Here is a 13541-nt window from a genome sequence, read left to right on the forward strand (position 1 = left end):
TTTGTTTTTTTTTTTTTTTTTTTTTTTTTTGGGGCGGCGGTTTTTTCTTACCTATACCTCCGGCGCGCGCCTCTCGCTAAATTGGAGGACATTAGATGGTTCGAGGAACCCACTCTACGAAAGAGGTCGAAGCGGCGTTGGCGTATGCCGAAAGAAATGGCTGGCGTGTTCAGGGCGGCGGCAAAGGCCACGCCTGGGGAAAAATGTACTGTCCTGATAAAGACGCGGAGTGTCGGTGCGGCGAGTTCTGCATATCGAGCGTCTGGAGCACGCCGAGGAATCCCGGCAACCACGCCCGACATCTGCGGCGCATCGTCGACAACTGTACGGCTCGCCGGTAGCAGAAGCGTTCTGTTGGCGAAGCCTTGGGCTGATCGAAGGCAGGAGTAACTTATGGAATATGTGTTCACCTTGAAGTACCGGCTCGCGGCGCAAGACTGCGATCTTGACGCGATCGTCGAGCGCCTGGGCGAGGCCGGGTGCGACGATGCGACCGTCGGCGTCGGACAACCGGGCCGCATCGCGCTGTTTTTTACGCGCGAAGGCGAGTCCGCATTCGAGGCGCTGGTCAGTGCTCTGCAGGACATCAAGCGCGTGGTGCCGACAGCACGTCTCGTCGAGGCGGTGCCCGATTTTGTCGGCCTCACCGACGTCGCCGAAGTCGCTGGTGTGTCGCGGCAAAACATGCGCAAGCTGATGCTGAGCCACGCAATTGATTTTCCGCCGCCGGTCCACGAGGGCAGTGCATCGGTATGGCATCTGTCGGACATCCTTGATTGGCTCGCTGCGCGCGGCGGTTATGAAATCAAGGCAGACGTGTTCGACATCGCGAGAGCGGTCAAGCAGATCAACCTCGCTAAAGAGGCACGCGAGCTCGAACCGCGGCTTGGTCGTCAACTGGAATGTCTCGTGGCATAGAAGCAGGGCGGCGGCCAGCGTGCGAAGGCGCGCAGACGTTTGTGACCGCCAAGCCCATCTGTCTTCCGGAACACCTTCGGCAGGCGTTTGCGCAAAGCGTTAAAATCGCCCACCGCGTCCGAATTGTCAGCGACCTCCGACGTCGGCGCCTTCGTCCGTAAATTTTTACGAACGACCGTTCACAAATTTCCGTTTTGCGCTAAACTGGCACGCAAGCCCTGATTCCACATGAAGGTCCTCGATTTACAGTGTCCGCATGGCCATCGGTTTGAAGGCTGGTTCGCTTCGGCTGATGACTTTGAATCGCAGCAGTCCCGCAAGCTCGTCGAATGTCCGATCTGCGGCGCGAACGAGGTGAGCCGTTTGCCTTCGGCGCCGCGCCTGAACCTGTCGGGTGCGACCGAAACGAAAGCGCCAGCGGGCGCAGGGGAAATGCAGGCGCGTGTGATGCGTGCCTTGCGCGAGGTACTGGAAAAGACCGAGAACGTGGGCGACCGCTTCGCCGAGGAAGCACGGCGAATTCACTACAATGAAGCGCCTGCACGCAATATTCGCGGTGTCACGACACCGGAAGACGCGAGAGCCTTGGTCGAAGAAGGCATCGAAGTGATGCCGCTACCGGTCCCGGCTGCCTTGAAGGAACCGCTGCAATAGCGCAGTGGCTCACTGGCGGCGGGTGGTGGCGGCCAGGAGACACGACGCATGAATCTGGACTATTCTGCCGCTGATAACGCGTTCCGCGCGGACATCCGCGCCTGGCTCGAAGCGAATCTGCCTCGCGAGTTGAGCGACAAAGTACTCAATCACAAGCGTCTTACCCGCGAAGACTTCGCCGGCTGGCACAAGCTGCTCGGCACGCGCGGCTGGTCGGCGATCGCGTGGCCGAAAGAATATGGCGGCCCGGGCTGGGACGCGACTCAGCGGCACATCTGGGACGAAGAGTGCGCGCGCATCGGCGCGCCGTCCGTGCTGCCTTTCGGTGTTTCCATGGTGGCGCCCGTGCTGATGAAGTACGGTAACGAAGCGCAGAAGCGCCATTATTTGCCGCGCATTCTCGATGGCACGGATTGGTGGTGCCAGGGCTATTCCGAGCCGGGCTCGGGTTCCGATCTGGCCTCGCTGCGCACACGCGCCGAGCGCGTCGGCGACCATTACGTGGTCAACGGTCAGAAAACATGGACCACGCTTGGCCAGTACGCCGACATGATGTTCTGCCTCGTGCGCACGGACAGCGGTGCCAAAAAGCAGGAGGGCATCTCGTTCCTGCTGATCGACATGAAAACGCCGGGCATCACTGTGCGGCCGATCATTACGCTCGACGAAGATCACGAAGTCAACGAAGTCTTTTTCGAAGACGTGAAGGTGCCGGTCGAAAATCTGGTCGGCGAAGAAAATCGCGGCTGGACTTACGCGAAGTATCTGCTCGGCCACGAGCGCACAGGCATCGCGCGGGTCGGCCAGTCGAAGCGCGAACTCGTTTTCCTGAAACGGCTTGCGTTGAATCAGAAAAAGAACGGCAAGCCGCTGCTGCAAGACCCGGTGTTCGCCGCGAAAGTCGCGAGCCTCGAGATCGAGTTGATGGCACTCGAAGTCACCGTGCAACGCGTGGTCGCGAATGAAACCGGTGGACGTGGACCGGGACCGGAAGCGTCGATGCTGAAGATCAAGGGCACGGAAGTGCAGCAAGCGCTGACCGAACTGATGTTCGAAGCGGTCGGCCCACTCGCCGCACCGTTCGACGTACCGTTCCTCGAAGGCGAACGCGAACACAGCGTGGCCGGCGACGACGATGCCGCGCCCTTGGCCGCTTACTACTTCAACTTCCGCAAGACGTCGATTTACGGCGGCTCGAACGAAATTCAAAAGAACATCATCGCGCAGATGATTCTCGGACTTTGAGGAGCGGCGCATGGACTTCACTTTCAACGACGAACAACAGCAATTCGCCGACGCGCTGCGCCGCTATCTGGACAAAAGCTACGGGTTCGAAGCGCGCCAGGCGATCGTGAGATCGGAAACCGGCGTGTCGGACGCGCATTGGGCCGCGTTTGCCGAACTGGGCCTGACGGCGTTGCCGGTGCCGGAAGCGCAAGGCGGCTTCAACGGCGGCCCGATCGACATGCTGGTGGTTATGCAGGAACTCGGTCGCGCGCTGGTCGTCGAGCCTTATTGGGCGACTGCGGTCGGCATCGAGGCGTTGCGCCTCGCAGGTAGCGATCAGGGCGAAGACGCGTCGCTGCTCGAACGCGCGGCTCAAGGCGAGATCAAACTGGCGGTGGCATTTCACGAACCGCACGCACGCTACGACCTGTTCGCGGTCGAGACAGCCGCAAGCGGCCATGGCGAGCAGTTGACACTCACCGGCACGAAGTCTGTAGTGCAGCACGGCGCGCAAGCGGATCACTGGATCGTGCCGGCCCGGCTGAACGGCGAGATCGCGCTTTTCGTCGTGGCGCGCAATGCGGCTGGCGTCAAGATCACGGACTACCGCACGATCGACGGCCAGCGTGCCGCCACACTCGAATTCAACGGCACGCCCGCGCGCCGGCTTGCCGGCCAACACGCCGGCGCGGCCGCGCTCGAACATATCGCGGATTACGGCACGGTGCTGTTGTGCGCCGAGGCGATCGGCGCGCTGGATGCCTTGAACCTCGCCACCGTCGACTACACCAAGACGCGCCAGCAGTTCGGCCAGCCGATCGCGCGGTTTCAAGCGTTGCAGCACCGTATGGTCGAGATGCTGATTCACGCCGAACAGGCGCGTTCTGTCACGTATCTGGCCGCGATGCGCTATGCCAGCACGGATGCGGACGAACGTCGCCGCGCGGTTTCCGCCGCGAAGGCGCGGGTCGGTCAGGCCGCGCGGTTCGTCGGCCAACAGGCGGTTCAGTTGCACGGCGGCATGGGCGTCACGAACGAAGTGGCCGCGGCGCATCTGTTCAAGCGGCTTGCAATCATCGAAACCACATTGGGCGATGTCGATCACCATCTCGCGCGGTTCGCCGCGCTACCCGGCTTCGTGACTGCCGAAGCCTGATCAGACATTCGAATCGGATACAAGGAGGTGCGGCGATGGGTTTGAGTTACGAGGACTTGATAGTCGGCACGAGCGTCGAAATCGGCAAGCATACGTTCACGCGCGAAGAGATCGTCGAGTTTGCACAGAAGTTCGATCCGCAGCCGTTTCATCTGGATGAAGCCGCGGCTGCCGAATCGCCGTTCCGCGGCTTGGTGGCGAGTGGCTGGCATACCTGTTCGGTCATGATGGGCATGCTGGTGCGCAACGCGTTCGCGGGTTCCACGTCGATGGGCTCGCCCGGTATCGACGAAATTCGCTGGTTGAAGCCGGTGCGTGTCGGGGACACGATCACCATGATCAACGCCGTGCTCGACAAGCGCATCTCGGAGAGCAAGCCCGATCGCGGCATCGTGTCGACGCAGTGGGAGGGCATCAATCAGCATGGCGAAACCGTGATCACGGTGCGCTCGAAGGGACTGTTCGGCCTGCGCAATCCGGGCGCCGCGTCATGACGGACAGCGCGGCGCCTGCTGCCGCAACGTTCGGCAGCGCCACGGCCCTGGGCGCGTTGGTGGGCGCCGAGCCGCTCGTGAGCGAATGGCTGACGGTGGATCAGGCGAGCGTCGATCGTTTCGCCGAAGCGACCGGCGATCATCAATGGATTCACGTCGACCCGGAGCGGGCGCGGCGCGAGTCACCGTTCGGCGGTCCTGTGGCGCACGGTTTCCTGACGCTGTCGTTGATCCCGGCGCTGCTCGGTAAGACGGTGGCACTCGAGCAGCGCATGGGCGTCAATTACGGCTTGAATCGCGTGCGGTTTACGTCGCCGGTGCCGGTCGGCTCTCAGTTGCGCGCGAAGTTCGCGGTCGAGTCCGTGACCGAAGTCGAAAAAAACGGTGTGCAAGTGGTGTGGAATGTGACGCTGGAGCGGCAGGGCAGTGAGCGGCCTGTGTGTGTCGCGGAGTTCATCACGCGGCATTATTTCTAGCGTTGCAGCGGGCGCATGCAAGGCAAAAAAAGCGCGAGCGGCATTCATGCCGGCTCGCGCTTTTTCAATGATGCAGATTCAGATGCCGCGGCGAATTCAATGTTTCGCGTATTGGGTCGCACCGAACAGTATTTCCTTCGCCTTGTCGTCCATGAGCGGTTGGCGCGCGGACGCCAGCACTTCCACACCACGCACCACTGCCGGACGCGCGGCGATCTCTTCATGCCAGCGCTTCACATTCGGAAACGCATCGAGTTCCAGGCCCTGGTTTTGCCACGAACGCGTCCACGGGAAGGCGGCGATGTCCGCAATCGTATAGTCGTCACCCGCGAGATATTTCGTCTTGCCGAGTTGCGTGTCCATCACGCCATATAGACGCTTCGTCTCGTTCGTGTAACGGTTGACCGCGTATTCAATCTGTTCCGGCGCGTAGTTGCGGAAGTGGTGCGTTTGACCGAGCATCGGACCCAGACCGCCCATCTGGAACATCAGCCATTGCAATGTCGAATAGCGCGCGGCTGGATCGGTCGGCAGAAACTTGCCGGTTTTCTCGGCGAGATAAATCAGAATCGCGCCCGATTCGAACAAGGCGAACGGCTGGCCGCCGGCGCCCTTGGGCCCCTCGGAATCGACGATTGCCGGGATCTTGTTGTTCGGGCTGATGGCGAGAAACTCGGGTTTGAACTGGTCGCCCGCGCCGATATTCACACCGTGGACGTTGTACGCGAGGCCCGTTTCCTCGAGCATGATGTGAACCTTGTGGCCGTTCGGGGTCGCCCAGCTATAGACGTCGATCATCGTATCTCCTTTGTTTCGTGAAAGCGGCGCCTCGAAGGGCGCCGCAGTTGACGAAAATTAGAGCATAGATCGCGCGATGCTGCTTGCGGCGCCGCGAGTCGGTCGCGACCGCGCTGCGCCGGGCGTGACGGTTCGGCTCAGCATCAAACCCGCGTGATCGGCGTCTCCACACGAGCGGCCGCGCCGGCATCCATATAACGCGCGAGTTCGAGCTTGGCGATCGCGTTGCGATGCACCTCGTCGGGACCGTCGGCGAAACGCAGCGTTCGTGCCGACGCGTAGGCATACGCAAGCGGAAAGTCGTCGCTGACACCGCCGCCGCCGTGCGCCTGAATCGCCCAGTCGATCACCTGACACGCCATGTTCGGCGCGACGACCTTGATCATGGCGATCTCGCCGCGCGCGCCTTTGTTGCCGACGGTGTCCATCATGTAGGCGGTTTTCAGGGTGAGGAGGCGCGCCTGTTCGATCATGCAGCGCGCTTCGGCGATACGCTCCTGCGTGACGCCTTGCGCGGCGACCGGCTTGCCGAACGCGACACGTTGCAGCGAGCGTTTCGCCATCAATTCGAGCGCGCGTTCAGCAAGACCGATCAAACGCATGCAGTGATGGATGCGTCCCGGTCCGAGTCGGCCCTGCGCGATTTCGAAGCCACGGCCTTCACCGAGCAGCATGTTGCCGACCGGCACGCGCACATTTTCGAGCGTGATTTCCATGTGTCCGTGCGGCGCGTCGTCGTAACCGAAGACGGTGAGCGGGCGATGCACGGTGATGCCGGTGGCGTCGGCGGGAATCAGAATCATCGACTGCTGCTGATGGCGGGGTGCTTCCGGATCAGTCTTGCCCATGACGATATAGATCTTGCAGCGCGGATCGCCCGCGCCGGACGACCACCACTTGTGGCCGTTGATCACGTAGTAATCGCCATCGCGCACGATGCTGGTCTGGATATTGGTCGCATCCGACGACGCCACTTCAGGTTCCGTCATCAGAAACGCCGAACGGATCTGACCTTGCAGCAGCGGTTCGAGCCACGCGCGCTTGTTGTCGTCGCTGCCGTAGCGCTCGATCGTTTCCATGTTGCCGGTGTCGGGCGCATTGCAGTTGAATACTTCAGGCGCCCAAGGCACGCGGCCCATGATCTCGCACAACGGCGCGTATTCGAGATTCGTCAAGCCCGCACCGCGCACGGAGTCGGGCAGGAACAGGTTCCATAAGCCGGCGTCGCGCGCTTTCTGCTTGAGTTGTTCGATCAGTTCGGTTGGCAGCCACGCGTTGCCGTTCTGGCGATTGCGTGCGATTTCCGTGTAGAACGCCTGCTCGTTCGGATAGATGTGCTCGTCAAAGAATGCGAGCAGTTTCTCGCGCAACGCCTGAACCTTCGGGGTGTAGTCGAAATTCACGTAGGACCTCGCGGATGATGAGTAACGAACGACGTTTGTTCGGAGCGCAGCATGATGCACACCCGGACGCGCGACTTAGCGCGCGATTCCGGTCAGCGCACTTTCTGCGCGTAGCGCCAGGCGAGTTCGGCCATCGGCTTCGCGCGACGGCCGGCGTCGAGTGCCTGAGCGCTGGCCGCGGTGCCGTCGACGACGCGTTTCATGATGCCTTGCAGGATCGCGGCAATGCGAAACATGTTGTACGCCAGGTAGAAATTCCAGTCGCCGTGAATCTCGAAGCCAGTGCGTTGACAATAGCGCTCGACGTACTCGCGCTCGTCGGGAATGCCGAGGGCCGCCCAATCGAGGCCCGCGATACCGCGAAATTGTGTCGGGTCGACGTGCCATGCCATGCAGTGATACGCGAAGTCGGCGAGCGGATCGCCGAGCGTCGACAACTCCCAGTCGAGCACCGCGAGCACGCGCGGCTCGTCGGGATGAAAGATCAGATTGTCGAGCCGGTAGTCGCCATGTACGACCGATGCGCGCTCACCCGTTTCGGCCGGCATATGCTGCGGCAGCCATTCGATCAGGCGCTGCATCGCGTCGATCGGCTCGGTCTCGGATGCGATGTACTGCTTGCTCCAGCGGCCGATCTGGCGCACGAAGTAATTGCCCGGCTTGCCGTAGTCAGCGAGGCCCACAGCCGCGACGTCCACACTGTGCAGCGCCGCGATCACGCGGTTCATTTCGTCGTAGATGGCGGCGCGCCCGGCGGGCGTCATGCCGGGCAACGATTGATCCCACAGCACGCGGCCTTCGACGAACTCCATCACATAGAACGCGCGGCCGATCACGCTTTCGTCCTCGCACAAGGCGAGCATTTTTGCGACCGGCACGTCAGTGTCGGCGAGCGCATGCATCACGCGGTATTCGCGTTCGACGGCGTGCGCTGACGGCAGCAGTTTCGCCGCCGGCCCTGGCTTGGCGCGCATCACATACGAACGCGACGGCGTGAGCAGTTTGAACGTGGGATTGGACTGACCACCGGCGAATTGCTCCAGCGTGAGCGGCCCGGAAAATCCGTCGACATGCTGGGTCAGCCAGGCGGCGAGCGCATCGGTGTCGAAGCGTTGCCGCTCGCTGACCGGGCGCGTGCCCTCGAAGTCCGAATAGTCCGGTTGGTGTTCTGGTTCGCCGGTCTGTGTGGCTTGCACCATCTGTCTCCTCCAGTTCGGGGTTCAGCTACGCTTGTATTGAATGAATTGTGCGTAGAGCATTTCCATCGTGGTGTTGCGGACGTCGCGATGCAGCGGCGACGGCGGTGAATAGTTGATCGTGCGCAGCACCCAGTCGCGCGGGGCAGCGCCGACGTCGAGCGCGTTGATGCAGCCGGTGGCTTGCGCCAGATGGCCGAAGAACGTGCGGCCGCCGGCGGTGAGCGCATGCGACAGGATTGCCCGATTCACACCACCGTGCAACACGATCAGCACGGTGTCCCACGACGTGTCTTCTCGCAACGCCGCGACCGCGGGCAAGACGCGATCGAACAGGGCGCCGATGGTCTCGCCGTCGAGAAATCGCGTGCTGTCCGGCACGATGCCATCGAACACGCCGAGAAACGCGGCCTCGATATCCTGCGGCGGGATATTGCCGAGCTTGCCGCCGCGAATCTCTTCCCAGGCAGGCTCGATTTCGAGTTCGATCTGCTGGCCGGTCTCGGCCAACACGCGCCGCGCGGTTTCGATGGTGCGCGGCAAGCCACTGACGATCACCCGGTCGAAGCGGACCTGCTGTTCGGCGAACACGCGGCCCGCCGCGCTGGCCTGCTCGCGGCCGTTGGCGTTCAGGGGCACGGTTTCGGGATCGATCGCGCGGCCGGAGTCGTCGAAGTAGGTGACGTCGCCGTGACGCATCAGAAAGATGCGGCGGCGCTTGGGCAGTTGGTAGTCAGGCATCGTCCCTTCGCTCACTTGTAGACCGGCGTGCGTTTTTCGAGGAACGCGGAAATGCCTTCCAGCCCTTCACGGTGATGCAGCGAGGCCACAAAGCTGTCGCGCTCCGCCACGAGATGATCGGCGAGTGGCTGCGTGCCGGCTGCGCTGATCAACCCCTTGATGCGCGCGACCGAGTTAGGCGAAATCTTGCCGATCTCGTCGGCCCAGGCAATCGCGGAATCGCGCACGGCGCCGGTCTTGGCCAGTTTGTTGACGACGCCGAGTTCATTCAGACGCGTGGCGCCGATCGGTTTGCCTTCGATCAGCACTTCGGTGGCCAATTGACGCGGCAGGGCTTGAGCGAGAAACCACGAACCGCCGCCGTCGGGCGTCAGGCCGACACGTGCATACGACATGACGAACTTGGCATCGTCCGCGGCGACGATCAGGTCGCACGCGAGCGCAAGCGAGAATCCCGCGCCGGCTGCGGCGCCATCGACGGCGGCGATCACCGGCTTCGACGATAGACGCAGCGCCGAGATCCATTCGCCGAGCAGATCGATGCTTTCGGCTTGCACGGACGGATCTTTCGCACGGTTTTCCAGCAGGCGGTTCAGATTGCCGCCCGCGCAAAAGAAGTTGTCGGCGCCGGTAATTACGACGGCGCGAATCGACGGATCGCGCTCCACCGAGTCGAGCGCCTCGATGCCGGCGGCGTACATGTCCGGATGCAGCGCGTTGCGTGCGCCGGGGTTCGAAAGCGTGAGGACCAGCGTCGATTCGCTTTCGGTGGGGCGCGAGGTCAGCAGTTCGGCGCTCATTGTTGCGTCTCCAGGGTCTGCGTTTCGGTATCGGCCGCGTCGCGCTGAGTGAGCGACAGGCCAAGCTGGGCGCGTCGCGCAAGCCAGGGCGACGGACGATAGCGCGGATCGCCGAGCACACTGAACATGTTGCGCAAGATAGCGAGAATGGTCGTCGAGCCTAGCGCGTCGCCGAGGGCAAGCGGGCCGCGCGGGTAGCCGAGGCCGAGCGTGACGGCAAGGTCGATATCGTCCGGCGTGGCGATCTGTTTTTGCGCGATGTCGCAGCCGATATTGACGATGGTCGCCACCACCCGTTGCGCGACGAAGCCGGTCGAGTCGCGGATCACGGTGACGGGCACGCCGTCGGCGGCAAAGAGCGCGTGCGCCGTGTCACGCGCGGCGCGCGTGGTGGCGGGTGTGGTCATCAGCGTGCGGCGTTGCGCTCCGACGAGCGGGAAGAGCGTATCGATGGCGACGACGCGGCTGGCGTCGAGTGCTTCATCGACTGCGGCCGTGGTCGCATCGTGGCCGAACGGTGTGACGACGACCAGCGAATTCGCTGCGGGCGTAGCGCCGTCGTCGAGTTTCACGCCGGCTTTCTCAATGAGTTGCACGACGGCATCGTGAGCTTGCGGATAACGCTTGCTGACCCACACGCTGGCCGGCAATTCAGTCGGCGCGGGCCCTTCGGCAGGCACTTGCTGCTTGCCTTCTTCGTAGCGATAAAAGCCTTCGCCCGTCTTGCGGCCGATCAATCCGCCCGCGAGCCGCGTGCCGGTGATGGGCGACGGCGTGAAGCGCGGCTCTTCATAGAACTGGTGATAGATCGACTCCATCACCGGATGCGAGACGTCCAGCGCCGTCAGATCGAGCAACTCGAACGGCCCGAGGCGAAAGCCTGCCTGCTCGCGCATGATGCGGTCGATGTCGGCGAAACTGGCCACGCCTTCACCCGCCACGCGCAAGCCTTCGGTATTCATGCCACGGCCCGCGTGATTCACGATGAAGCCGGGCATATCTTTCGCGCGCACCGGCGTGTGACCCATGCGGCGCGCGAGATCCATCAGCGCGTCACCGGCCGCGGGGTCGCTGCGCAGACCGTCGATCACTTCGACCACCTTCATCAACGGCACGGGGTTGAAGAAGTGATAACCGACCACGCGCGACGGGTCACTGCAGCCGGCGGCAATCGCCGTGATGGACAGCGAAGACGTATTGGACGCCAGCACGCAGTTGCCGCTCACGACGGTTTCGAGTTCGCGGAACAGTGCCTGCTTCACGTCGAGTTTCTCGACAATCGCCTCCACGACCAGATCGCAACCGGCCAGCTCGCCGATGCTTTGCGCGCCGCTCACGTTCGCGAGCGCCGCAAGCGAGCGCGCCTGGTCGAGCTTGCCTTTGGCGGTCAATTTGGCGAAAGTCTCGGCAAGGTAGTCGCGCGCGGCGCCGATCGCAGCAGGGTTGGTGTCGTACAGACGCACGGTGAGACCGGCCAGTGCGGCGATCTGGGCGATGCCGCGGCCCATTGCTCCGGTTCCGACAATGCCAATAGTCTCGATGCTGAAATTGCGAGAGGTCATTGTGATGCTCGACTCCATGGTTATTTTAGAATAGCACGATCGTGCAATTTACTGGATGATTGAACGAAGGCCGCTGCTTTGACGTTGACGGGCGGTCGCATACAACTCAAGGGAAGGAGACACCTGATGATCAAGCTGTGCGGTTTCGCGCTCTCTAACTATTACAACAAAGTGAAGTTCGTGCTGCTCGAACACGGCATTCCGTTCGAGGAAGTGTCCGTGAAGCCCAGTCAGGACGAGGCGATGCTCGAGCATTCGCCGCTCGGCAAAGTGCCTTATCTGCAGACTGAAGACGGCGATCTGTGCGAGTCGCAATGCATCGTCGAGTATCTGGCCGCGCGTTTTCCCGACAAGGCGATTTTCTCCGCCGACCCATGGGAAGCGGCCAAGGAGCGCGAACTGATCATGTTCGTCGATGTGCATCTCGAACTGACCGCGCGCAACCTCTACAAGGAAGCGTTCTTCGGCGGCACCGTGACCGACGCGACCAAGGGGCGCGTGGAGAAACTGCTCAAGCACCACATTGCCGGCTTCAAACGGATCGCGAAGTTCGGGCCGTATCTGATGGGCGAACGCTTCAGCGTGGCGGATACGGCCGGTTATGTGAGCTTGCCGCTGGTGGGCATGGCAACGCAGACCATTTACGGCAGCGATTTTCTGGTCGACGCCGGCATTGACTGGAAGAGCTATGTGAAAGCGATCAACCCCAGGGCGGCCGCGCAGCGTGTGACCGAGGACCGCAAGGCGCATATCGCGGCATCGCGCCCTGCTTGACCGGCGTTGCCCCGAAGGAAGCGGACCGGCGCGTGCCGCGCACGCCGGGGCCGCTGCGCGCGATGGCGAGGAACGTAGGTTCGTTCGCAGCATCGCGCGAGACATGCTAGAGGCGCGCCAGCCGCTCGAGCGCGGTGGCGAGTGTGTTTTCCTGCTTGGCGAAGCAGAAGCGCACCACGCCCGACTCATGGGCCTCGTGATAGAACGCCGAGACGGGAATGGCCGCGACGCCGATCTCGCCGGTCAGCCATTGCGCGAATTCGGCTTCGGGCAAGTCGCTGATCGCCGAATAGTCGACGCACTGAAAGTACGTGCCCGTGCACGGCAACAGCTTGAAGCGCGAATTCGCGAGGCCGGCGCGGAAGAAGTCGCGCTTCTTCTGATAAAACGCCGGCAAGTCGAGATACGGAGACGGATCTTTCATGTAGTCGGCGAGGCCGATCTGCATTGGCGTGTTCACCGTGAACACGTTGAACTGGTGCACCTTGCGGAACTCGGCGGTGAGCGCGGCGGGCGCGGCCACGTAGCCGACCTTCCAACCCGTCACGTGGTAGGTCTTGCCGAAGCTCGACACCACGAAACTGCGTTGCGCCAGTTCCGGATAGCGGGCCACGCTCTCGTGCGGCGCGCCGTCGTAGACCATGTGTTCATACACTTCGTCGGACAGGATCAGCACGTTGGTGCCGCGCACGATCTCTTCGAGCTTGCGCATGTCATCCGCGCGCCAGACCGTGCCGGTCGGATTGTGCGGCGTGTTGATCAGCAGGAGCCGCGTTTTCGGCGTGATCGCGGCGGCCAGCTTGTCGAACGGGATCGCGTAGTCGGGCGCGTCGAGCGTGACGAATACCGGCTTGCCGCCCGCCAGTTCGATGGACGGCAGGTAGCTGTCGTAGGTCGGCTCGACCACGATCACTTCGTCGCCCGGGTGGACCGTGCACAGAATCGCGGTCAGCAATGCTTGCGTCGCGCCCGCTGTCACGGTGATTTCGGTGGTGGCGTTGTAGCGGCGGCCGTACAGGTTCTCGATCTTGTCCGAGATCGCCTGACGCAGCGGCGCGGCGCCGGCCATTGGCGGGTACTGGTTGTGGCCGTCGCGCATGGCGTTCGCGACCGCGTCGACGATCCGCGGATCGCAGTTGAAATCGGGAAAGCCCTGACCGAGATTCACCGCGCCTTTTTCGGCGGCGAGCGCGCTCATCACCGTGAAAATCGTCGTGCCGACATCCGGCAGGCGAGACGGAAACGTGGGACTCGTGGGCGTGTCGTGCGGTGCATTCATGGCGCTGTCCGGAGCGTGGGCAAGTGGGTTAGGCAAAGGCGTCGTTTGAAACGGGCGAAGCCT

At 62.6% G+C, this 13541-nt stretch carries 15 protein-coding genes; 8 read left to right on the forward strand and 7 right to left on the reverse strand.

The annotated features are described in order from the left end of the window. Window positions 1-95: 95 nt before the first annotated feature. The 7 genes from P0D80_RS42885 to P0D80_RS42915 all read left to right on the forward strand — a co-directional run bounded on the left by P0D80_RS42885 (window position 96) and on the right by P0D80_RS42915 (window position 4925). Entirely contained in the window at window positions 96-341 is a 246-nt protein-coding gene (locus P0D80_RS42885; RefSeq protein ID WP_408292939.1) for a hypothetical protein, read from the forward strand. A 52-nt stretch (window positions 342-393) separates the two neighbouring features. Then, on the forward strand, window positions 394-918 hold the full coding sequence (locus tag P0D80_RS42890; protein ID WP_408292942.1) for a helix-turn-helix transcriptional regulator: 525 nt from the start codon (window positions 394-396) through the stop codon (window positions 916-918). A 228-nt stretch (window positions 919-1146) separates the two neighbouring features. Beyond that, window positions 1147-1572 (forward strand): DUF1178 family protein, encoded by a 426-nt coding sequence (locus P0D80_RS42895; RefSeq protein ID WP_132375244.1) that lies wholly within the window; start codon window positions 1147-1149, stop codon window positions 1570-1572. A gap of 48 nt (window positions 1573-1620) precedes the next feature. After that, window positions 1621-2817, forward strand: coding sequence for an acyl-CoA dehydrogenase family protein (locus P0D80_RS42900; protein ID WP_408292945.1), 1197 nt, complete (start codon window positions 1621-1623; stop codon window positions 2815-2817). A gap of 10 nt (window positions 2818-2827) precedes the next feature. After that, complete coding sequence (locus tag P0D80_RS42905; RefSeq protein ID WP_408292948.1) at window positions 2828-3955, forward strand: acyl-CoA dehydrogenase family protein; 1128 nt, start codon at window positions 2828-2830, stop codon at window positions 3953-3955. Window positions 3956-3990: 35 nt separating this feature from the next. Continuing rightward, window positions 3991-4449, forward strand: coding sequence for a MaoC family dehydratase (locus P0D80_RS42910; RefSeq protein WP_408292951.1), 459 nt, complete (start codon window positions 3991-3993; stop codon window positions 4447-4449). Next, window positions 4446-4925: a MaoC family dehydratase gene (locus P0D80_RS42915; RefSeq protein WP_408178056.1), complete on the forward strand. Its 480-nt coding sequence runs from the start codon at window positions 4446-4448 to the stop codon at window positions 4923-4925. The genes P0D80_RS42910 and P0D80_RS42915 overlap by 4 nt, the downstream gene beginning before the upstream one ends. Window positions 4926-5021: 96 nt before the next feature. Here the strand turns inward: P0D80_RS42915 and P0D80_RS42920 are convergent, their stop codons facing one another. The 6 genes from P0D80_RS42920 to P0D80_RS42945 all read right to left on the reverse strand — a co-directional run bounded on the left by P0D80_RS42920 (window position 5022) and on the right by P0D80_RS42945 (window position 11425). Continuing rightward, window positions 5022-5723 (reverse strand): glutathione binding-like protein, encoded by a 702-nt coding sequence (locus tag P0D80_RS42920; RefSeq protein ID WP_408292955.1) that lies wholly within the window; start codon window positions 5721-5723, stop codon window positions 5022-5024. Between the two features lie 143 nt (window positions 5724-5866). Further along, window positions 5867-7126 carry an acyl-CoA dehydrogenase family protein gene (locus P0D80_RS42925; protein ID WP_408292958.1) on the reverse strand — a complete coding sequence of 420 codons (1260 nt, stop codon included), beginning with the start codon at window positions 7124-7126 and terminating at the stop codon, window positions 5867-5869. 92 nt (window positions 7127-7218) lie between these two features. Next, on the reverse strand, window positions 7219-8325 hold the full coding sequence (locus P0D80_RS42930; RefSeq protein WP_408292962.1) for a phosphotransferase: 1107 nt from the start codon (window positions 8323-8325) through the stop codon (window positions 7219-7221). 21 nt (window positions 8326-8346) lie between these two features. Further along, complete coding sequence (locus P0D80_RS42935; RefSeq protein ID WP_408292965.1) at window positions 8347-9063, reverse strand: histidine phosphatase family protein; 717 nt, start codon at window positions 9061-9063, stop codon at window positions 8347-8349. Window positions 9064-9074: 11 nt separating this feature from the next. Continuing rightward, window positions 9075-9863, reverse strand: coding sequence for an oxepin-CoA hydrolase, alternative type (locus P0D80_RS42940; protein WP_408292968.1), 789 nt, complete (start codon window positions 9861-9863; stop codon window positions 9075-9077). Continuing rightward, window positions 9860-11425, reverse strand: coding sequence for a 3-hydroxyacyl-CoA dehydrogenase (locus P0D80_RS42945; RefSeq protein ID WP_408292971.1), 1566 nt, complete (start codon window positions 11423-11425; stop codon window positions 9860-9862). Before P0D80_RS42945 ends, P0D80_RS42940 begins: the two co-directional genes overlap by 4 nt. 126 nt (window positions 11426-11551) lie before the next feature. Here P0D80_RS42945 and P0D80_RS42950 point away from each other — a divergent pair, with 126 nt between their 5' ends. Further along, window positions 11552-12199: a glutathione S-transferase family protein gene (locus P0D80_RS42950; RefSeq protein ID WP_408292974.1), complete on the forward strand. Its 648-nt coding sequence runs from the start codon at window positions 11552-11554 to the stop codon at window positions 12197-12199. A 106-nt stretch (window positions 12200-12305) separates the two neighbouring features. Here P0D80_RS42950 and P0D80_RS42955 read toward each other — a convergent pair whose 3' ends face one another. Further along, window positions 12306-13478: a pyridoxal phosphate-dependent aminotransferase gene (locus P0D80_RS42955; protein WP_132375232.1), complete on the reverse strand. Its 1173-nt coding sequence runs from the start codon at window positions 13476-13478 to the stop codon at window positions 12306-12308. Between the last annotated feature and the right edge of the window lie 63 nt (window positions 13479-13541).

The sequence above is a fragment of the Paraburkholderia sp. RL17-373-BIF-A genome (assembly GCF_046030175.1).
GTDB lineage: Bacteria > Pseudomonadota > Gammaproteobacteria > Burkholderiales > Burkholderiaceae > Paraburkholderia.

Excerpts from the sequence above, each read along its gene's own strand:
- P0D80_RS42885 (WP_408292939.1), top strand. The coding sequence starts at position 96 with ATGGTTCGAGGAACCCACTCTACGAAAGAGGTCGAAGCGGCGTTGGCG.
- P0D80_RS42900 (WP_408292945.1), top strand. The coding sequence starts at position 1,621 with ATGAATCTGGACTATTCTGCCGCTGATAACGCGTTCCGCGCGGACATC.
- P0D80_RS42945 (WP_408292971.1), bottom strand. The coding sequence starts at position 11,425 with ATGACCTCTCGCAATTTCAGCATCGAGACTATTGGCATTGTCGGAACC.
- P0D80_RS42940 (WP_408292968.1), bottom strand. The coding sequence starts at position 9,863 with ATGAGCGCCGAACTGCTGACCTCGCGCCCCACCGAAAGCGAATCGACG.
- P0D80_RS42915 (WP_408178056.1), top strand. The coding sequence starts at position 4,446 with ATGACGGACAGCGCGGCGCCTGCTGCCGCAACGTTCGGCAGCGCCACG.
- P0D80_RS42895 (WP_132375244.1), top strand. The coding sequence starts at position 1,147 with ATGAAGGTCCTCGATTTACAGTGTCCGCATGGCCATCGGTTTGAAGGC.
- P0D80_RS42890 (WP_408292942.1), top strand. The coding sequence starts at position 394 with ATGGAATATGTGTTCACCTTGAAGTACCGGCTCGCGGCGCAAGACTGC.
- P0D80_RS42935 (WP_408292965.1), bottom strand. The coding sequence starts at position 9,063 with ATGCCTGACTACCAACTGCCCAAGCGCCGCCGCATCTTTCTGATGCGT.
- P0D80_RS42920 (WP_408292955.1), bottom strand. The coding sequence starts at position 5,723 with ATGATCGACGTCTATAGCTGGGCGACCCCGAACGGCCACAAGGTTCAC.
- P0D80_RS42930 (WP_408292962.1), bottom strand. The coding sequence starts at position 8,325 with ATGGTGCAAGCCACACAGACCGGCGAACCAGAACACCAACCGGACTAT.
- P0D80_RS42910 (WP_408292951.1), top strand. The coding sequence starts at position 3,991 with ATGGGTTTGAGTTACGAGGACTTGATAGTCGGCACGAGCGTCGAAATC.
- P0D80_RS42950 (WP_408292974.1), top strand. The coding sequence starts at position 11,552 with ATGATCAAGCTGTGCGGTTTCGCGCTCTCTAACTATTACAACAAAGTG.
- P0D80_RS42905 (WP_408292948.1), top strand. The coding sequence starts at position 2,828 with ATGGACTTCACTTTCAACGACGAACAACAGCAATTCGCCGACGCGCTG.
- P0D80_RS42955 (WP_132375232.1), bottom strand. The coding sequence starts at position 13,478 with ATGAATGCACCGCACGACACGCCCACGAGTCCCACGTTTCCGTCTCGC.